Origin of the sequence: Streptomyces sp. NPDC093252 (genome assembly GCF_040683675.1) — a bacterium.
Taxonomy (GTDB): Bacteria; Actinomycetota; Actinomycetes; order Streptomycetales; family Streptomycetaceae; genus Streptomyces.
Genome location: NZ_JBFBEM010000003.1, coordinates 287,561 through 305,326 on the forward strand (window position 1 = coordinate 287,561; position 17,766 = coordinate 305,326).

At 73.0% G+C, this 17,766-nt stretch carries 14 protein-coding genes; 7 read left to right on the top strand and 7 right to left on the bottom strand.

Annotated features, from left to right (window positions below):
* Nucleotides 1-11: 11 nt before the first annotated feature.
* The 3 genes from AB0O01_RS07280 to AB0O01_RS07290 form a co-directional block, all read right to left on the bottom strand.
* Nucleotides 12-1,904: a SpoIIE family protein phosphatase gene (locus tag AB0O01_RS07280; RefSeq protein ID WP_365311494.1), complete on the bottom strand. Its 1,893-nt coding sequence runs from the start codon at nt 1,902-1,904 to the stop codon at nt 12-14.
* A gap of 175 nt (nt 1,905-2,079) precedes the next feature.
* Nucleotides 2,080-2,481: a DUF5955 family protein gene (locus tag AB0O01_RS07285; RefSeq protein ID WP_365311495.1), complete on the bottom strand. Its 402-nt coding sequence runs from the start codon at nt 2,479-2,481 to the stop codon at nt 2,080-2,082.
* A 108-nt stretch (nt 2,482-2,589) separates the two neighbouring features.
* Nucleotides 2,590-4,902 carry a hypothetical protein gene (locus tag AB0O01_RS07290; protein WP_365311496.1) on the bottom strand — a complete coding sequence of 771 codons (2,313 nt, stop codon included), beginning with the start codon at nt 4,900-4,902 and terminating at the stop codon, nt 2,590-2,592.
* 300 nt (nt 4,903-5,202) lie between these two features.
* Here AB0O01_RS07290 and AB0O01_RS07295 point away from each other — a divergent pair, with 300 nt between their 5' ends.
* Nucleotides 5,203-5,661, top strand: coding sequence for a hypothetical protein (locus AB0O01_RS07295; protein ID WP_365311497.1), 459 nt, complete (start codon nt 5,203-5,205; stop codon nt 5,659-5,661).
* Between the two features lie 7 nt (nt 5,662-5,668).
* The gene (locus tag AB0O01_RS07300; protein ID WP_365311498.1) at nt 5,669-5,887 is read left to right on the top strand and encodes a hypothetical protein; all 219 of its coding nucleotides are present in this window, start codon (nt 5,669-5,671) and stop codon (nt 5,885-5,887) included.
* 52 nt (nt 5,888-5,939) lie between these two features.
* Here AB0O01_RS07300 and AB0O01_RS07305 read toward each other — a convergent pair whose 3' ends face one another.
* Nucleotides 5,940-7,229 carry an MFS transporter gene (locus tag AB0O01_RS07305; RefSeq protein ID WP_365311499.1) on the bottom strand — a complete coding sequence of 430 codons (1,290 nt, stop codon included), beginning with the start codon at nt 7,227-7,229 and terminating at the stop codon, nt 5,940-5,942.
* 96 nt (nt 7,230-7,325) lie between these two features.
* Here AB0O01_RS07305 and AB0O01_RS07310 point away from each other — a divergent pair, with 96 nt between their 5' ends.
* The 3 genes from AB0O01_RS07310 (at nt 7,326) to AB0O01_RS07320 (ending at nt 10,028) form a co-directional block, all read left to right on the top strand.
* Nucleotides 7,326-8,456 (top strand): helix-turn-helix domain-containing protein, encoded by a 1,131-nt coding sequence (locus tag AB0O01_RS07310; RefSeq protein ID WP_365311500.1) that lies wholly within the window; start codon nt 7,326-7,328, stop codon nt 8,454-8,456.
* Nucleotides 8,457-8,504: 48 nt separating this feature from the next.
* On the top strand, nt 8,505-8,999 hold the full coding sequence (locus AB0O01_RS07315) for a glutathione peroxidase (RefSeq protein ID WP_365311501.1): 495 nt from the start codon (nt 8,505-8,507) through the stop codon (nt 8,997-8,999).
* A gap of 141 nt (nt 9,000-9,140) precedes the next feature.
* Nucleotides 9,141-10,028 (top strand): MerR family transcriptional regulator, encoded by an 888-nt coding sequence (locus tag AB0O01_RS07320; protein WP_365311502.1) that lies wholly within the window; start codon nt 9,141-9,143, stop codon nt 10,026-10,028.
* Nucleotides 10,029-10,233: 205 nt separating this feature from the next.
* Here AB0O01_RS07320 and AB0O01_RS07325 read toward each other — a convergent pair whose 3' ends face one another.
* From AB0O01_RS07325 to AB0O01_RS07335, 3 genes are all read right to left on the bottom strand, one after another.
* Nucleotides 10,234-10,425, bottom strand: a complete 192-nt coding sequence (locus AB0O01_RS07325; RefSeq protein WP_365311503.1) for a DUF397 domain-containing protein — start codon at nt 10,423-10,425, stop codon at nt 10,234-10,236.
* Nucleotides 10,426-10,634: 209 nt separating this feature from the next.
* On the bottom strand, nt 10,635-11,504 hold the full coding sequence (locus AB0O01_RS07330) for a helix-turn-helix transcriptional regulator (RefSeq protein WP_365311504.1): 870 nt from the start codon (nt 11,502-11,504) through the stop codon (nt 10,635-10,637).
* Between the two features lie 228 nt (nt 11,505-11,732).
* Nucleotides 11,733-12,485 (bottom strand): GPP34 family phosphoprotein, encoded by a 753-nt coding sequence (locus AB0O01_RS07335; protein ID WP_365311505.1) that lies wholly within the window; start codon nt 12,483-12,485, stop codon nt 11,733-11,735.
* Nucleotides 12,486-12,676: 191 nt separating this feature from the next.
* Here AB0O01_RS07335 and AB0O01_RS07340 point away from each other — a divergent pair, with 191 nt between their 5' ends.
* Together AB0O01_RS07340 and AB0O01_RS07345 are read left to right on the top strand one after the other, a co-directional pair.
* Nucleotides 12,677-15,475: a D-alanyl-D-alanine carboxypeptidase gene (locus tag AB0O01_RS07340; protein WP_365311506.1), complete on the top strand. Its 2,799-nt coding sequence runs from the start codon at nt 12,677-12,679 to the stop codon at nt 15,473-15,475.
* A 253-nt stretch (nt 15,476-15,728) separates the two neighbouring features.
* Complete coding sequence (locus AB0O01_RS07345; RefSeq protein ID WP_365311507.1) at nt 15,729-17,546, top strand: MFS transporter; 1,818 nt, start codon at nt 15,729-15,731, stop codon at nt 17,544-17,546.
* Nucleotides 17,547-17,766: the final 220 nt, after the last annotated feature.

Consider the following 17,766-nt stretch of genomic DNA (forward strand, 5'->3'; position numbering starts at 1 on the left):
GGTGATCCGGGTCACCGGTTCCGGCGGCCCGGTGTCCGCAGCGCCAGTACGGCCACGTCGTCGTCGTTCTGCGGGTAGCGCACCCGGTGGAGGAGCTGGTCGGTGAAGGGGCCCAGGGGGCGGTGGGCGAGGGCGGCGGCGTGGCGGCGGAGGCGGTCGAGGCCCTCGTCCAGGGGGTGGCCGGGGGCCTCGATGAGGCCGTCGGTGTAGAGGACGAGGGTGGAGCCGGGCGGGAGGGTCGTGGTGGCGTCGGTGCGCGGGAGGTCGGCTCCGGCGCCGAGCAGGATGCCGTGGCCGTCGGTCAGGTAGTCGGCGACTCCGTCGCGGCTGATCAGGAGCGGCGGGGGGTGGCCGGCGTTGGTCCAGGACAGGCGCCAGTGGGCGGGTCCGTTGCCGTCGTCGCCGCTCCCGGGGCCGTCATCGCGGCCGTCGGCATCGACATGGGCATCGGCATCGGCATCGGCATCGGCATCGACGGCGTCGGCCGCCACGGGCTCGATGCGGGCGAAGACCATCGTCGCCATGGTGACATCGGTGATGTGCTGGAGCGCCTCGTCCAGGCGGGCCACGATCCGGCTGGGCGGCTCGTGCGCGGACCAGGCGTAGGCGCGCAGCATGTTGCGGAGCTGGGCCATGCCCGCCGCGGCCTCCAGATCGTGGCCGACGACATCGCCGATGGCCAGCGCGGTCGAGCCGTCGGCGAGCCGGAAGGCGTCGTACCAGTCGCCGCCGACCTGGGAGGCGTCCGGGGCGGCCTGGTAGCGGACGGCCATCCCGAGGTCGGGCACGCGGGGCATCTGGGGCAGCAGATGCTTCTGCATGGTCTCGGCGACCGCCCGCTGCCGCTGATAGAGGCGGGCGTTGTCCAGGGCGAGCCCGGCGCGGCGGGCGATGTCCTCCAGCAGGGACAGATCGGTCGGGGTGAACGCCACCGGGTTCTCGGCCCGGCCCAGCGTCACCGCGCCCAGCACCTCACGGGCGCTGCGCAGCGACACCATGGCCGCCGAGTGGATGCCGGTGGACTCGAAGAGATGCCGCTGCTCGATCGCCAGGCCGGAATCCGGTGCGCTCCGGTGGACCTGGGGGCCGGTGAGGGTGGAGGCCACTCCGCGCAGGGCCCGGGACAGGGGCATCGGGGAGTCCTCGGGGATCGGCGGCATCGGGCCCTGGAGGTCCTCGCGGCGGGCGACGGCACCGTTCTCGGCGTGCGCCACGACGGTGCGCCAGACCTCGTCGCGCTCGGTGATCAGATCGACGACCGCCCAGTCCGCGAGGCGCGGCACGATCAGCGCCGCCATCCGCGCCAGCGCCTCGTCGGCGTCGAGGGTGGTGCTGAGCTGCGTGGTCGTCTCGGCGAGCAGCGCCAGCCGCTCCAGCTCCGGCAGCGCGCCGGGCTCCACGCCCTCGCCGGGCGCCGGGGCGGGGAGGGGGGCGGGGTGGAAGACGACCAGCGTGCCCCGCCGTCCGCCGGGGCCGCCGAGCGCGTAGGGGGTGACCAGCCAGGAGATCCGCAGCAGGGTGCCGTCGCCGCGGGCGAACCAGTCCTCGTCGGCCTGCGCCGTCCCGCCGGTGTGGAACGCCCGCCGCATCGCGCACCGGGTGCGGGGCAGGGGCTCTCCGTGGGGGCCGCGGTGCAGCAGATCGTGGGCGTCGTGCCCGGCGAGTTCGGCGCCGGAGCGGCGCAGCAGCCGCTGGGCGTGGTCGTTGGCGACCAGGATGCAGCCCTGCTCGTCCACGACATAGGCCCCGGCCCCGACGGCTTCCAGCGCGACGCGTAGGTCAGGGGGGTGATCGGGTTCTGCCGGGGATCCGGGTGAGGACCCCGGTCGGGACCCTGGTCGGGACCCTGGCGGGGATCCGGACAGAGGTCCTGGTGGGGGCCCTTCGCGGCTGCCTGTGTCCATCCTCTCCGAGCCTGCCACGCCCTTCCCCTCCCCGTCCAGGTGAACAGGGACAAGGAGGGGGGAGGGGGGAGGGGGAGGGGGGTGCGGGGAACGGGGGGAGGAGCGGGGGGGGCGGCGACGGACGCGGCGCCGGTCTCCGCCAGGCCGCCGGCCAGGAGCGCACCGGCCGCGCCCCTCAGGCCCCCAGCACCCCCCGCACCGCGGTCGACAGCTCCCCCACCGCCACCGCGAGCGGCGCGACCGGCTGGGCGAAGGCGGTCAGCCGGTCCAGGGCGCGGCGCAGCACCGTCGGCTGGGGCTCCTCCTCGTCCAGTTCCTCGCGCAGCCTGCGCAGTTCGCGGGTTCCGGCGTCCGGGTCGGCGAGGGCGTCCCGGTGCTCCTCCAGCAACCGCTCGACCAGGGCGAGGAGTTCGGCGGTGCGGGCGGCGTCGGCGCCGCCGTGCTGCTGGAAGCCCACCGTGCCGGAGAACGCCTGGGCGCGGTGGCCGACGGCCTGGTTGCCGACGTAGTGGGTACCGCCCTGGATCACCACGCCGTGGTTGACCGGCGGTTCGATGGGACCGTGGTCGTCGCCCATGCGGGGCCTCCCTGTCCACGAGATCTGCACGATGCGGAGATCTGCACGATGTACGGCTGGCGCACGATGTACGGCTGGCGCACGGTGTACGGCGTGCGCTTGCGTGACCTATCTGCCCCCACCCGCGCCACCGGAGGTTGCCACCCCGGCGGCCCCCGCCCCCCGCGCGGGTCCGGCCTGCTGCTGCCCCACCTGCTGCCCCACCTGCTGGGTGGCGGTGGCCCCGGCGCCGATGGCCTGGTTGCCGATGATGCTCGTGCCGCCCTGCTGGATGAGCCCCTGGTTGAGGATGGTCTGCTGCTGGCTGCGGAAGTCGGTGACGTCGTAGCCGCGGGCGTCGAGGAACTCCCGGATCGCGGCGAGGGTGTGCCGCTGGACCATGGCGACGATCCGGGTGGCGTCCACGACCTGGAAGTAGTTGTGGTAGTCAGGGCTGAGCCCCAGTTCGCGGACGCTGACCCGGGCGCCGAAGTCGAAGACCGGGTCCTGGCCCATGGCGGTGAGTTCGTCCAGCATCCGGCGGTTGTGGCGGTGTTCGAAGCGGAGGTGGCGCAGGGCGGCGCGGGGGGCGCGGTGGAACGCCCGGACGGTGCGGGGGATCGCGGCGAGCAGCAGCCCGCGCTCGCCGTCCTTGGAGAGCGGTCCGCGCAGCCGGTCCACCAGGTGGTAGGGGGCGGCGACGGGGCCGAGGACGTGGTTGTCGCAGTGCAGATGGAGGGTGCGTCCGGCGGTGGAGAAGTGCAGGAAGACGCTGGGGACGACATCCCCGCCCCACAGCGGTACATGGACGGCGAGATAGTGCCGGACCGCGCCGGTGGGGTGGAGCATGATCTCCTCGACGGCCTCGGGGGTGAGCCGGGCGACGGGGGAGAGCCGGTCGGGCGGAATGAACCGGGTGTCGTCGGCGATGCTGGTACCGGCGGCGAAGACCCGGTCCTCGATGGTGAGCGACTGGAGGCTCTCCCCGCCCGCCGCCGCTCCGCCGTCGTCGCCCCCTTCCCGCCGGGCGACCCCGCGCAGTTGTTCACGTACATGGTCGATCAGCTCGGTGACGGCGAAGGGGCGAGGCGCGTCGGCGGTGTCCGAGGGGTGCCCGGGGGGCTCGTCGGCGGGCAGCAGCGGGACGGCGAGAGACCAGGTCGAGTCCGTCTGCGAGTACCCCTTGAACGGGGTGTAGCCGCTGTAGACGGTGACATTGCCGTCACGGGCCTCGCGCAGGGCATCCATCCGGCGGGCGATCCAGGGGCGGGACGGGATCGGCGGCAGCGGCAGTTGGTAGAACCGCTCCCGGGTCATCCCGGCGCGCAGCCGCCGGTCGGTCTCGATGTCGTGCCGGACGACGGTGACGTACGCGTACGCCGTCGCGGCGAGGGCGATGAGGAGGGCCGGGAGTCCGGCGCCGTAGCCGCCGAGCAGCCAGGCGGGGAAACCGGGCAGATCGAGCCGGCCGAGGGCGAAGGCGGCGAGGAAGGCGCAGAAGACCGCGACGGCGGCGCCGAGGGCGGCACCGGCCAGGGCCCGGGGGGTGGGCTGGCGGCTGCCGCGGGTGGCGAGGCTGGGCCGGGAGCGCCCGGCGGCGGCGGTGACGGCGGCGAACGCGGCGGGCAGCAGCACCCACAGCGGGGCGCAGAGCAGCACCGCGGCACAGGCGGCGCTGAGCCGCAGATCACGGGCGTACCGGATCTCCTGGGCGGCGAGGCTGTGGTGCGCGACGGCGACGAGGTCGACATCGGGCGAGGGCGCGGCGGCGCTGGCCTCGTCGGCGACGACCTCCTCGACGATCCGGTCGGCGAAGTCCTCGTCGACATGGGCGGCGGCGCACAGATACCGGGTGACATCGCCCGGCACGCGTCCGACCGGCATGTGCGGTTGCGGAGCCGTCATCGGAGTCGTCATGCCGACGCTCCCCTTCTTCGGACGGGTCGGACGGGTCGGGCGGCGGAGCGCGGTTCCGGCGGTGAGCAGGGCGAGCAGGAGGCCGGAGAGGAGCCCGAAGTCGAGGGCGGCGCCGCGGAGCAGTCCGCGCAGGGCGCCTTCGGATCCGTACTCGAACTCCAGGGCGTCGGTGAACGAGGAGAGCAGCGCCCAGCGCACGAACCCGCCGAGCTGTCCGGCGAGCAGCCCGACGGCCAGCGCCCGCACCCACCCGGTGGTCCCCCGCCCGGTGAACCGCAGCGCGAGAAACGCGAAGAGAGCGAGCAGCAGAGCGGCGCTGACCCCGGTGACGACGACGTACTCCGTACCGAAGAGACTCTCGTCGACGGTGTCCCAACTGACGAGGAAGAGCGCGTCGAGGGGCCAGCGCAGCAACGCGTTGTCGTAGAAATCCTCGTACAGCCCCAGCCGGGCCTCCTGCGCCCAGGGCCCGCCGAGCACCGCGAACAGCACGCACAGCAGAGCGATCCGTCTGCGCACGGACACCGGCGCTCCCCTCTCACCGCTCCCCCGCTCCGGGTGCGGTCACTCTAGGCCCATGCCCGGTGACGGAGAACGGGAATCGGGTGAACTGCCTTGGGCATGGCTGAAGTTGAGCCACGAGCGGGCACGCACCGCTGCCGCCCTCGCCCCCGTCGCCGCCCGGGAACGTTCCTGCCAGGTCAGCGCCCCATCGCCTTGATCATCAACGCGGGTGAAACAGCCCAGTCCGTGCAAACCGAAGCGGACCGGCCCCAGTTGTCCGGAGTGCTCATCGGAGAATCATCAGAAGGGGCCACTCAGGTCATGAAGTACGCGGTACGACTCGCCTCCGCTCTCGCCGCCGCGGGGGCACTGGTCATCACCGGCTCGACGAGCGCTCACGCGGGGGCGATCGGGTCGACGCCCGTGCGCTCCTTCGAGTACAGCGTGGGCGGGGTGACGATGAAGATCCCGACGGGCTGCATGTTCACCCATGTCGTCCGGGGCAGCGGCAAGCGGATCACAGCTCAGAACGCCGGTGTCGACTGCGGCTTCGTCGCGGCGCTGAGCAGCGGCTTCTGCAACTGGCGCATCGACTTCAGCTACTCCGACACCGACAACCGCGTCTACCGCACCTCGCGGGGCAGGACGCACAGCGAATGCAAGATCGATCCCCTGCGGAAAAACTCTCCCCAACGTCTGCCTCGTTATGGCAAGGCATGCGCCCAGCTCTACGTCAGTGGAGTGCGGCGGGTCAGTCAGTGCCATCACATCACGAAGTGAGTCGCCCATGATCGAGCAGCAGAACCGGGACACGGACCCAGCGCGGGAGGCCCGGCAACGGCGGGTCGGGGGTGTGGCGTTTGCCGCTGGGGTCCTGGCCGGGCTCGCGTTCTTCGCGTTCTTCCCCGGGTTGCCGCACATCATCGACTGGGGGGCCGTCCTGGTCTCCCTGGGCGTGGGGCTGCTCGCGCGGTGGGGCGCTCGGGGGTGGGTGGGCAGGGGGTAGGTGGGGAGGGGGTAGGTGGGGAGGGGGTAGGTGATAGGTACAGGGGGCGGGATCATGAGGGCCTCTGACGGGGGCGGGGGGCGGGGGCCGTCGTCTCGCCCCGGAGTCTCCCCCCGAGTCGCTTCGGGCTCGCCGGTTTCCCTCCCCCTCCCCCTCCCCCGCAACGCCCCGCCACCACCAACCCCCCGGTCACCGTCGCCGACAGGGTCGCCATCGTGGTGATCGCCGTTGCCGGGGAGGTGAGCTGGGCGAGGGTGCCGGCCAGGGTCGCGGCGGTGCCCTGGAGGGTGAGCATGCCGGCGGAGTGGAGGCCCAGGGCGTGGCCGGAGAGGTGGGGTGGGGTGAGGGACATCAGGTGTTCCTGCTGGATCAGGCTCGCGGCGAAGCCGGTGGAGGCGAGGGTGGCGAGGGCCGCGGCCAGGGGGAGGGAGGGGTGGAGGACGAAGAGGGTGTAGGGGGCGGCGAGGAGCAGAAGGAGGGGGTGGGCCAGGCGGGCGCGGCGGGCCGGGGTGAGGAAGCGGCCCACCCAGATGTCGCCGATGAGCATGCCGAGGGCCGCGCAGGCGAAGAGGGTGCCCGCCGAGCCGGGGTCGTGGGCGACGAAGAGGGACTCGCAGCCGACGACCAGGCCGTTGGGGATCCACAGGCCGAGGTAGGTGAGGCGGCGGGGGCGGGACGACCACAGCAGGGCGTTGGTGCGCCAGGTCGCGCGGAGGGAGGGGCGGCCGGTGGACCGGGGATGGCGGGGGGTCAGGCCGACGGCCGCGGTCAGGGCCGCGAGGAGGTGGAGGCCGGCCGCCAGCAGCAGGGTGGGGCGGGGGGCGAGCAGGGCCAGCAGCGCGGCGCCGGTCGCGAAGCCCGTGACCTGGGTCAGGCCGTTCATGATGTTGAAGACCGAGCGGCCCGTGACATAGCCGTCCCTGGGCAGGATCTCGTTCAGCAGGCCCCACCGGACCCCGCCGCCCACCGACGCGACCACCCCCTGGAGCAGGATCACCGCGAAGACCGCCCCCAGCGGGAGGGACGGCAGGGCCAGCACCGCCGTGCCCGCCGCGAAGGCCAGGGAGGACGCCGTCAGCGCCGCCCGCGGCGGCAGCCGGTCCGCGGCCGAGAGGAAGAACGTCGCTCCCAGCATCTGCGCCAGCGACGGGCCGAACATGCTGAGGGAGGAGAGCAGGGGCGAGGCCGTCGTGCGGTAGACCAGGGTCGCCAGGGCCAGACCGCTCAACGTCTGCGCCGCGATCTGCGCCCCCGTACTCACGAACAGCGGCCGGAACTCCGGCGTGCGGAACAGTTCCCGGTAGGTGGTGGAGGTGGTGGCGGTAGTGGAGGTGGTGGGCATGCGCGGAGTCTGGGGCGGCTCCGGGGCGGGCCGATAATGTTTCGCCGGTACGCGAAACGTGGCGGTTGAAGAAGAGCGGGAGGAGGGGGCGGTCCCATGGGGTGGTGGCAGGTCAACGCCGACACCCTCGCCCGCAGCCGCTTCCTGCTCTCCCCGCTCGCCGAGACCTTCGCCGCCCTGAAGCTGCTGCACTCCGCCACCGGCGCCCACCCCGGCGAACAGGCGTGGCTGCGCGCCCACCTCCCCGCCCACCGGGCCCGGCTCGCCGCCGACCCGGTGACCGCGCTGCTGGTCCGGGCCGGACTGGGCCGGGAGTGGATCGCCGACTTCCTCACCCCCACCCCCCGCGACGGGGAGACCTTCGAGGAGGCGCTCGCCCGGGTGCGCGGCACCGACCCCGCCGCCGCCCGCGCCCATCTGCGGGTCGCCCTCGCCGGACCCCTCCCGCCCGCCCTCGACCGCGACGACCTCCCCGACCGCGCCGCCCGCCTCCTCACCCACGTCTGGGAGGACGCCGTACGGCCCTCCTGGCCCCGGCGCAGACGGATCCTGGAGGCCGATGTCATCGCCCGTACCGCCCAGGTGAGCCGGGGCGGCTGGGCAGGGGTCCTGGACGCCCTGCGGCCCGGCACCCGCTGGCTCGGCGGGAGCCGCCTCCAGGTCAACCACCACGAGTACCCGCCCCGCGAGATCTCCGGCGCCCAGCTCCTCCTGGTCCCGGTCACCCCACAGACCGGCTGGGTCTCGTGGGAGGAGGGGGGAGGGGGAGAGGGGGGAGAGGGGGGAGAGGGAGGGTCGCATTCAGGAGCGGGCTCCGGGTCGCGTTCGCGGGCGGGCTCCGGGGCGGACTCCGGTGGCGGGTCGCCCACCGGTTCGCCCACCGGGTCGCCCACCGGGTCGCCCGCCGGGTCGGGCTCCGGCTCCTACGCCCTGATCTACCCCTGCGCCGGTGCCCTCGTCCACGATCCCGGCCGGGCTCCCGCGCCCGCCGCCGCTCTCGCCGCGCTGCTCGGTGCCGCCCGCGCCCGGGTCCTCGTCCTGCTGGCCACCCCCATGACCACCACCCAGCTCGCCGCCCTCACCGGCCAGCCGCTCGGTTCCGTCGGGCGGCATCTGCGCGTGCTGCGCGACGCCGGGCTGATCGAGCGCCGTCCGGCCGGGCGCTCCGTCTACTACGAGCGGACCGCCGCCGGTCAGGTCCTGCTGGACGCGGGCCGACCGCCGTAGCGCGCCCCCTGCCCCAGGGGGAGAACGGCCCCGGCCTACGCTCTCCCCATGACGGCCAACTCCGTATTCGATGTCGACATCCACGCCCTCGACGGCACCCCCGCCGACCTCGCCCGGTACGCCGGGCGTCCCGTGCTCATCGTCAATGTGGCCTCCAAGTGCGGTCTCACCCCGCAGTACGCCGGGCTGGAGCGGCTCCAGCGGCGCTACGCCGAGCGCGGGCTGACCGTGCTCGGCGTGCCCTGCAACCAGTTCGCCGGGCAGGAGCCCGGCAGCGCCGAGGAGATCGCCGAGTTCTGCTCCGCGACCTACGGCGTCACCTTCCCCCTGACCGAGAAGATCGACGTCAACGGGGACGCCCGCCACCCCCTCTACACCCTGCTCACCGGCTTCGCCGACGCCGAGGGGCACAGCGGCGATATCCGCTGGAACTTCGAGAAGTTCCTGATCGGCCGGGACGGCACCGTCGTCGCCCGGTTCGCCCCGGGGACCGACCCCGAGTCCGCCGAACTGACCGCCGCCGTGGAGGCCGAGCTGGGCTGATCCGGCCCTACCCGGGCTGCCGACCCGGGCTGGCCAAGGCTGCCGACCCGGGCTGCCGACCAGGGTTGACCTTGCCCCTGGGGCAGACCCGAGCGTCCTGTGTCACCGGGCCGACCGCGCCCGGTGACGGAGGATGGCGGCATGCACGACGACCCCGACCCGGCGGCCGGAGCCGGCGACGGCACCCGGCTGCTCACCATCGGTGCCTTCGCCGCCCGCGCCCGCCTCTCCCCCAAGGCCCTGCGCCTCTACGACCAACTGGGGCTGCTGTCCCCGGACCGGGTCGACGAGGCCACCGGCTACCGCTACTACCGCGCCGAGCAGGTGGAACGGGCCCGGCTGGTGGCGCTGCTGCGCCGACTGGACATGCCGCTCGCCCGGATCTGTGCGGTGGTCGCGGCGGACGGACCCGAGGCGGCCCGGCTGCTCGACGGGTACTGGGCCGAGGTGGAGACCAGGATCGCCGGTCAGCGGACGCTCGCCGCGTACCTCCGTGGACGACTGTCGGGGAGGAACTCCGAGATGTACGGGACATTCGAGATCGAGACGGCGGACGTGGCGGCCCGGGTGGTGATCACCGAGACCCGGCACACCCTGGCGGACGAGCTGCCCGCCTGGATCGGAGCGTCCCTGGGACGCCTGACGGAGGCGGCGGTCGGGGACTGCGGCGGCATCGTCGCGCCGCCCTTCGTCGTCTACCACGCCGAGGTGTCGACGGAGAGCGACGGCCCGGCCGAGTCCTGCGTACCGGTCGCCGACGAGGCGGCGGCACGGGCCTGGGCGGGGCGGCGCGGCCGGGCCTGGGAGACGGCGGTACGGGTGGAACCGGCCCGGCGCCTCGCGTACACCCGGATCACCAAGGCCCAGGTGGCGTACCCGCAGATCATCGCCGCCTATGAGGCGGTGGAGCAGTGGATCGCCGGGCGGGGGCTGCGTCAGGCGGGGCCGCCCCGGGAGGTGTACTTCGCCGACTGGGACGCGGCGGGGCCGGGGGATCCGGTGTGCGACATCGCGTTCCCGGTGGAGTAGCCACGCCGGCCGCGAATCCGGAGGGCGGCTTTCGGGCACAGGCCGAGCCCCCTCGGCTAGGACGGCGGGCTGGTCGAGAGGGCTCGTGGGTGGTGCTTGTTGAGTTGTGGTCGTAGGGGGTGACGGAGGATCGGAGGGATCCTCCCTTACGCCTTGACCGACTACGCCTGGGCCGATGACGCCTGGGCCGATGACGCCCTGGCGACTACGCCTTGACCGAGCCCACGAACGTGTTCCACGCGGTCGCGGGGAAGGCGAGGACGGGGCCGTCGTGGACCTTGGAGTCCCGGACCGCCATCGCCGACCGGACAGGGGACTTGATCTCGACGCACGCGCCATTGCCCTGGGAGTAGGACGACTTGACCCAGGTGTCCGTCGCGCCCTGTGTGATTGCCATTTTCGCTCCGGTAAGCAGTTGCTGAGTTGCTGTCACCGTGCGGCACACGGTTTTCGCCATCCACGTCAGTGGATGGCGTGATCGACGCTACTCGCCAACGCCGCCGAGCGGAGCTGCCATTCACCCGACCGGGGGGCATATTCCGGTAGATCCTTCCCTCCCGGCCGCGCCACCCCTTACACTGCCCCGCCGCCCCTCTCACCAGGGGCTCAGCCCGCCGACTCCCGGGCGTACTGCTTCGCCGTGTCGGCGATGAACTGGCGGGTCTGCTCCACATTCAGCGCCTGCGCCCGCAGATGCTCGTACATCACGCTGTACTTGCCGACGTCCTGCGGCTTCTCCAGATACAGATCGCTGGTGACACCCTCGATGTAGACCACACTGGAGTCGGCCGCGTCCGGGAACTCCAGGATCGCGTACTGGCCGCTGACCCCCGGGTGGGCGCCCATGGAGAACGGGATGACCTGCACGGTGACATGCGGCAACTGGGACATCTCCAGCAGATGCTCCAACTGCTCGATCATCACCTGCTTGTTGCCCACCTCCCGGCGGAGCGCCGCCTCGTCCAGCACCGCCCACAGCCGCAGCGGGTTCTCGGCGGCAGAAATACGTTCCTGCCGCCGCAGCCGCACCTGCACCCGCTTGTCGATGTCCGCCCCCGCCGCCTCCGGCAGCGCGCCCATGATCAGCGACTCGGCGTACCCCCGGGTCTGGAGCAGCCCGGGGACGACCTGCGGATCGTACACGCGCAGGCTCGCGGCGTCGGTCTCCAGGCCGATGTAGACGCTGTAGGGGATGTCGCCGAAGGAGTGCCACCAGCCCTGCTGGCGGGAGTCCTTGGCCATCTGCATCAGCGATTCGACGATCCTGATGTCCTCGACCTCGTACACCCCGCACAGGTCGCGGACATCGCGCTGGCTGATGCTGCGCCGCCCGTTCTCCAGCCGGCTGATCTTCGACTGGGAGACCAGCAGCCGCTCGGCGACCTCCTCCGCGGTCATGCCCTTCAGTTCGCGGAGCCGGCGCAACTCCTGGCCCAGCCGGCGTCGTCTGACGGTGGGATTGACATTGGACGCCACGGGACGTGCACCTCCGGCTGCGTGCTCTCAAAAACTTGCAACTATGCGTATCTGCTGTTGAGCAGACTGCCACCAAGGTGCTTGCTACCGCTGGGAAACAGCGGATGTGCAGCGCGGACACGGCCGAGCGGGGCGGTGAGGCCATGGCGGTCTCACCGCCCCGCTCGGACCAGCGGCTCCCGAACCGGGTCTGGGGCGTACGCGTGCGCCGTGACTGCGGACTGCGGCTCAGTGAGCCACGGCGCGTGCCATGGAACCCCGGCGTGGCTGTGCCGGGACCCCTCGGGCGGGTTCCGCCGCCTGCCTGCCCGCCGGGGCCGGTCGGGCGGCCGTCGCCGGGTTGCGGCGCGGCTGTGCCGCCACACCGTTCTGGACGTCCATCACCGCGTGCGCGACGAGACCGCCCATCGGGTCGTGCCGGATCAGATCCCGTAGCCGGGAGCGCGAGGATCGGCCCTCGTTGCCCGGATACAGGTGCTTGCCGAGACCGACCGCGTGCGCCAGCGCGGCGAGCGCCGCGGTCCGCGGGTCCGGTGGCACACCGGTGCGGATCGCTGAGTCCAGCCGGGACCTGATCTCCCGGCTGATGTCGGTGTCCGTCGCCTGGTAGCGAGTCGTCGGCAGCACCCCGCACATCTGGCCCGCCACGGCATGCACCATGCCGCACCGCTCCAGATGCGAGAGATACGTCTGACGGAGCCCCAGCCGGGGTCCGCCGATCCAGTGGACAGCACGTACCGGAGCGCCGCGCCTGCGCAGCAGCTCCAACGCACAGTCCAGAGTCGGATCTCCTGTCGGCCGTGGTACGACCACGGCGATACGATCCCCGTCTGGGGCTATCCGTCCGGCCAGCGCCAGCTCCACTAGCTGTGCTCCGGCCAGACCGAGGTCGAGCGACTGCGGCTGTGCAGTGGTACCCGTGGTCGGGTCCAGCGCCAGCAGCAGAAGCTCCTCCGGAATTGTTCTGCGGCTCCTGCCCATCCATGCCTCCCCGCGTGGATGAATGACAGGGTGACCCCTCTCACATTGGTCTGTCGAGGGTGCGTGACCTGTTTGTAGTGGAACCGGTAGGTATGTCGTTCTCGTCTACCGCAGGGGCCAAGCCCTCACACAGGACACTGGTACATCGTTCGGACAGCGCGCGGCAAGCGTGCGGCGCAGAGGAGGCATCGGTGGCGGGCGAGTCCCCCGACAGGTCGAAGCAGCGCGAGTCGTCGGCAGAACCGACGTCGGGGAGCGGGGCCCCGGTTCCCGATCCCCGCGTGGCCGTCCCCCGCGACCGGCCCCACCCCGAGGAAGCGACGACGGACTCGACGACCCGCGTCCTGACGGTCCCGCCGAGGACCACCCCGGAGGCCCCCGAAGCCACCCCCGCCCCCGCCCCCGCCCCCAGCGACACGACCCGCATGCGGGAGGCGGTGGCGGCATGGGTGACACCCGGCTCCGCCGAGAGCAGCGGGGGTGCCGGCTCCGCCGAGAGTGGCGGAGATGCCGGGGGTGCCCGGGATGCCGGGGGCGCCGGGGATCCCGGGGAGCGGGTGGACGCGGCTGACGGCGCTGGGGCTCCCGGGGAGCCCCGGGGGACCCGGGAGCACGGAGAGCCCGGGGATGGCGCTGACGGCGCCAAGGACGCCGGGGGGCCCAGGGAGGCCACCGGCAGCGCTGGGGGCGCCGCCGGGGAGACCGTTGACGCCACCCGGGACGCCGGGGAGCCCGAGGACGCCACCCACGGCGCCACTTACGCCGCCGACGGGACCGCTGACGCCACCGGGGAGGCCGGGGAGCCGGAGGGTCGCGCCGGGGACGCCGGGGAACCGCAGGACGCGGCCCCGGACGCCGGGGAGCCCGAGGACGCCGCCCACAGCGCCGCTGCGGGCACCGACCGGACCGCTGACGCCATCGGGGACACCGAGGGGCGGCCGGAGGGCGTCGCCGGAGACGCCGGGGAACCCCGGGACGCGGCCAGGGACGCCGAGGAGCCGGAGGACGCCGTCGGCGGCGCCAGGGCTGCCGGGGAACCCCAGGACGCCGCCACGGACGCCGAGGAGCCCCGGGACGCCGGGAAGGCCCCCGAGGATGCCCAGGACGCCCCTGGGGGCGCTCAGGAGGCCCCGGAGGACGCCGTCCCGGGGGCACCGGAGGACGCCGACGCGGCTGCGGAGGGTGCGGAGGACCGGGTCGAGGACGGCAAGGACGAGGGCGGCGAGGGCGGCGACAGGTCGCGGCCCGCTCCCGAGCCCACCCCCGCCGGCGCCACCCTGACGCTCACCGCGGCGGCCCGCAGCGGGGCGGCGGCCCCGGAGGACGCCGACCAGGACGAGGACGCAGCCGCACCCGCACCCGTAGCCGCACGCGCAGCCGCACCCGCAGCCGCCGACGGCGATTCCGCCCCGCAGAGGCCACCCGCACCCGGCGACGAGACCCGCACGGGCGGTGCGGGTGGGAAACACCTCCCGGCCGAAGGCGAAGCCGAGGCCGCCCCCGAACCCCCCGAACCCCTCGACCACCCCACCGCCATGCTCAAACTCCCCCCCACGCCGGAGGCGGAGCGCACCAGCAAGTTCGTCGCCCTCAAGCCCCTCGAAGCCCCCGCAGAACGCCCCGCAACACGTCCCGCAGCGCGTCCCGCGGAACCCCCGGCGGGCCCGCCTCAGGTCGGCCCCGAGTTCACCACCCAGCAGCCCCTCCCCCCCAAACCCCCCCTCGACCTCCTCGCCGAACTGACCAACACCCCTCCGCCCCCGGCGACCCCTCTGCGCACGGTCGTGCGCCGCGTCAAGATCTGGACCCCGCTGGTCCTGCTGCTGCTCGTGGTGTTCGCGGTCGTACAGACCGTCCGCCCCGTCCCGCCCCCCTCCCTCGCGCTGACCGCGCAGGAGAGCCACACCTTCGAGGGCGGCGAGGTGAGCATCCCGTGGCCGGAGGACGGACAGGCCGCGCTGGATGTCCAGGGCATCGGTTCGTTCGGGTCGTCCGGTGAGCAGAAGCCCGTACCGATCGCCAGTGTCGCCAAGGTCATGACGGCGTACATCATCCTGCGCGACCATCCGCTCAAGAGCGGTGAGGAAGGGAAGATGCTCGACATCGACCAGCGCGCCGAGGAGGAGTCGGACGCCGGTCAGGAGTCGACGGTGGATGTCACCGCCGGGGACCGGATCTCCCAGCGGGAGGCGCTGGAGAGCATCCTGATCGCATCGGCGAACAACGTGGCCCGGCTGCTGGCCCGCTGGGACGCCGGGTCGGACGAGGCGTTCGTGGACAAGATGAACGCCACCGCCGAGGACCTCGGGATGACCAACACGACGTACACCGACCCCTCGGGGCTGAACGACTCGACGGTGTCGACGGCCGTGGACCAGGTGAAGCTGGGCAAGGCGGCCATGGAGATGCCGGTCTTCCGCGAGGTCGCCGCGATGATGTCGTACGACGACTACCAGGGGGTCAACCACTCCAACTGGAACCAGATCGTCGGCAGCAACGGCGTCGTCGGGATCAAGACCGGCACCACCACCTCCGCGCTCGGCAATCTGCTCTTCGCCGCGACCAAGGAGGTCGGCGGGGAGACCCGGACCGTCGTCGGCGCGGTGGTGCGGCAGCCCGCGGGCGGTTCCGACAACACCATCCTCCAGGGCGCGCTGTCCGCCGGTGACCGGCTCATCCGGGCCGCGCAGGAGGCACTGACCGCGCAGACGCTGCTGAAGAAGGGCGATGTCGTCGGGTATGTGGACGACGGGCTCGGCGGGCGGACGCCGGTCGTGGCGACCCGTGAGGTGAACGCGGCCGGCTGGTCCGGTCTGGAGGTGGAGCTGTCCTTCACCGAGGACGAGCTGCCGCGCACGGCGAAGGCCGGGACCAAGGTCGGTTCGCTGACCGTCGGGGACGGCAGCGGCGGCGCGGTGTCGGTGCCGGTGGCGCTCCAGCAGGACCTGGTGGAACCGGCCTGGACGGACAAGCTGACCCGGATCGGATAGCCCGCGGCGGCCGGGCGCGTGATCCGGCCCCGTCGACGGGCACCCACCCCGGAGCCCGCCGACGGGGTCTCTGCTAGCGTCACGAATCGGGACAGGTCGGCGGGCATGGCGACGGCACGGTGGAGCCGGGACGGACGGGGCACGGCCGGTGGGACAACCACCGGCAGCCAAGGGGAATCGCCGGACATCACCGGGAAGCACCGGGGACCGCCATGCGACGCCGGGAGAAGACGGGACACGGGAGTGCCTTGAGGTGGCCACTGCGGAGCCGGTACGCGCCGAGGACAGGGACGCGCGGCCGGGAGAGGGACCCCGCCGAATAAGGGAGACGGGGGCGTGGCGCCGGTGGCCGGGGGCGCATCCGGTGCTGTTCTCGACCGCGCTGGCCGCCGTCCTGCATCTCGTCTGGTTCTTCACGTTCGCCAACAGCGGTGGGGATCTCGCGGCGCAGGACGCGTGGGCGGAGTTCGCGGGGCGGCATCCGGACTCGGCGTACAACCTGGCCTGGTACGGCGGGATGCACCCGGTGTCGTACAGCGCGGTGTCGCCGTATCTGATGTCCGTGCTCGGGGTGCGGACGACCATGATGATCGCCGGGACGGTCTCGGCGGCGCTGCTGGCGCTGATGACGGTCCGGATCCGGGAGGTCCGCAATCCGCTGGCGGCGTCGCTGGCGGGGGTGTTCGCGCTGCTGTGCAACGCGGCCTCGGGGCGGGTGACGTTCGGGCTCGGGGTGCTGTTCGGGCTGGGCGCGGTCGCGGCGGTGTTCTGCTGGCCGCGCCGGTGGCGGTACCGGCGGGTGGCGAAGGCGCTGTGCGCGGCGCCGCTGGCCGCGCTGGCGACCATGGCGTCCCCGGTGGCGGGGCTCTTCGTGGGGCTGGTGGCGGCGGCGCTGTTCCTCCAGAAGCGGCGGCCGGGCGCCTGGGTGCTGGGGCTGCCGCCGGTCGCGGTGGTGGCGGTGTCGGCGTGGGCGTTCCCGTTCTCCGGGACACAGCCGATGTCGTTCGGGTCGGCGGCGCTGCCGCTGCTCTACTCGGTGTTCGTGTTCCTGGCGGTGCCGCCCGCGTGGAAGACCGTACGGATCACGGCGGCGGTGTACGCGCTGGCGGTGCTGCTGGTGTGGCTGGTCAGTTCGCAGATCGGGTCGAACATCACGCGGCTGCCGATGCTGTTCGCGGGGATGGCGCTGGTGGCGGCGCTGCCGTTCACGGTGCCCCGCTCGCGCCGCTGGTACGCGCTGGTGGTGGCCTCGGCGGGGTTCATGGTGTGGATCGGCTACAAGTCGGTGGACGACGTGGTGAACACCACCCCGGCCGCGTCCTGGGCGCGGGAGCTGGCACCGCTGGTGAACGAGTTGCAGGAGGTCGGCGCCGAGCGGGGCCGGGTGGAGGTGGTCCCGGCGCGCTCGCACCGCGAGGCGTCCGCGCTGGCCCCGTATGTGAACCTGGCCCGGGGCTGGAACCGGCAGGCCGACATGGAGCGCAACCCGCTCTTCTACGACGACACCCTCAACTCGGCGAACTACCACGAGTGGCTCAAGCGCTGGGCCGTGCACTACGTGGTGCTGCCCAAGGGCGCGCCGGACGGGGACGGCGGTGAGCGCGAGCGGGAGCTGGTGCAGCGCGGGCTGCCGTATCTGACGCAGATCTGGGGCGACGCCAACTGGCAGTTGTTCGAGGTGACCGATCCGGCGCCGCTGGCGGATCCGCCGGCGACGGTGGAGCGGGCCGGTCAGGAGGGCTGGACGATCCGGGTGGACCGGCCGGGCCCGGTGCTGGTCCGGGTGCCGTACTCGCCGTGGCTGGGGCTGGTCGACGCGGACGGCAACGGGGTGGAGCCGCCGCAGGAGACGGAGACCTCCGAGGACCGTCCGGAGGGCACACCGAGGACGTTCGACAATGTCAACGGGTGTGTGATGGAGGCGGCGGAGGACGACCTGGGCGACAAGTGGACGGTGCTGCTGGCACCGGAGGCCGGGACGTACCGGCTGGGCGCCCCCTACCAGCTCCCGCGCGGGACGCCCTGCCCGGAGGAGCTGCGGGTGGGGGTACCGGGCGTCGAGCAGCCGTAGCGCTGCCGCTCCGTCACCGGGTCCTACCTCTCCGGGCCCTAACCCTCATGTCATTCACGTCCATGAACTGAAGTCATCAAGGCGAACGATTTTACGCTCCCTTGACTCTCAGCTTCCTTGTCGTGTCCGCGTCGCCGCCTGGACGATGAGCGGGCCGTCGCGAGGCGTTCACAAGCCGGAACAGCAGACGGATTCCTGGACGGAACTGTGGAAGGGGGCT

Excerpts from the sequence above, each read along its gene's own strand:
- AB0O01_RS07320 (WP_365311502.1), top strand. The coding sequence starts at position 9,141 with ATGCACGACGACCCCGACCCGGCGGCCGGAGCCGGCGACGGCACCCGG.
- AB0O01_RS07285 (WP_365311495.1), bottom strand. The coding sequence starts at position 2,481 with ATGGGCGACGACCACGGTCCCATCGAACCGCCGGTCAACCACGGCGTG.
- AB0O01_RS07315 (WP_365311501.1), top strand. The coding sequence starts at position 8,505 with ATGACGGCCAACTCCGTATTCGATGTCGACATCCACGCCCTCGACGGC.
- AB0O01_RS07305 (WP_365311499.1), bottom strand. The coding sequence starts at position 7,229 with ATGCCCACCACCTCCACTACCGCCACCACCTCCACCACCTACCGGGAA.
- AB0O01_RS07310 (WP_365311500.1), top strand. The coding sequence starts at position 7,326 with ATGGGGTGGTGGCAGGTCAACGCCGACACCCTCGCCCGCAGCCGCTTC.
- AB0O01_RS07300 (WP_365311498.1), top strand. The coding sequence starts at position 5,669 with ATGATCGAGCAGCAGAACCGGGACACGGACCCAGCGCGGGAGGCCCGG.
- AB0O01_RS07335 (WP_365311505.1), bottom strand. The coding sequence starts at position 12,485 with ATGGGCAGGAGCCGCAGAACAATTCCGGAGGAGCTTCTGCTGCTGGCG.
- AB0O01_RS07280 (WP_365311494.1), bottom strand. The coding sequence starts at position 1,904 with ATGGACACAGGCAGCCGCGAAGGGCCCCCACCAGGACCTCTGTCCGGA.
- AB0O01_RS07295 (WP_365311497.1), top strand. The coding sequence starts at position 5,203 with ATGAAGTACGCGGTACGACTCGCCTCCGCTCTCGCCGCCGCGGGGGCA.
- AB0O01_RS07325 (WP_365311503.1), bottom strand. The coding sequence starts at position 10,425 with ATGGCAATCACACAGGGCGCGACGGACACCTGGGTCAAGTCGTCCTAC.